Origin of the sequence: Streptobacillus felis (genome assembly GCF_001559775.1) — a bacterium.
Taxonomy (GTDB): domain Bacteria; phylum Fusobacteriota; class Fusobacteriia; order Fusobacteriales; family Leptotrichiaceae; genus Streptobacillus; species Streptobacillus felis.
In genome coordinates this window covers 1-418 of sequence record NZ_LOHX01000250.1, presented here as the reverse complement: position 1 = coordinate 418, position 418 = coordinate 1, and the positions used below count along the sequence as shown (strand labels likewise).

Sequence of the window (418 nt, the reverse complement as noted above, 5' to 3'; positions counted from 1 at the left end):
GTATTTTCCACCTAAATCAGTTATTTTTGCATCTTCAGTGAAAACATTAATGATGTCAATCCCAGTTCTTTTTGAAACTTCAAAGTCATTAGGATCATGTGCTGGTGTCATTTTAACTACGCCTGTTCCAAATTCCTTATCTACATAATTATCTGCAACTATAGGTATTTCTCTATTCATTAATGGTAAAATAGCTTTTTTACCTATTAAATGAGTATATCTTTCATCTTCAGGATTTACAGCTATACCTGTATCCCCTAGCATAGTTTCAGGTTTAGTAGTTTCAACAACTAAATAACCTTCTTCCTCTTTTAAAGGATATCTTATTTCCCAAATCCTTCCCTCTTTATCTATATGAACAATTTCATCATCTGCAAGTGCTGTAGTACATCTAGGACACCAGTTAACCATATATTCA

The 418-nt window shown here is 32.3% G+C and carries 1 pseudogene; it reads right to left on the bottom strand.

Annotation, left to right across the window (positions count from 1 at the left end):
* Positions 1 to 418: pseudogene (locus AYC60_RS04555) on the bottom strand (valine--tRNA ligase); the annotation flags it as partial.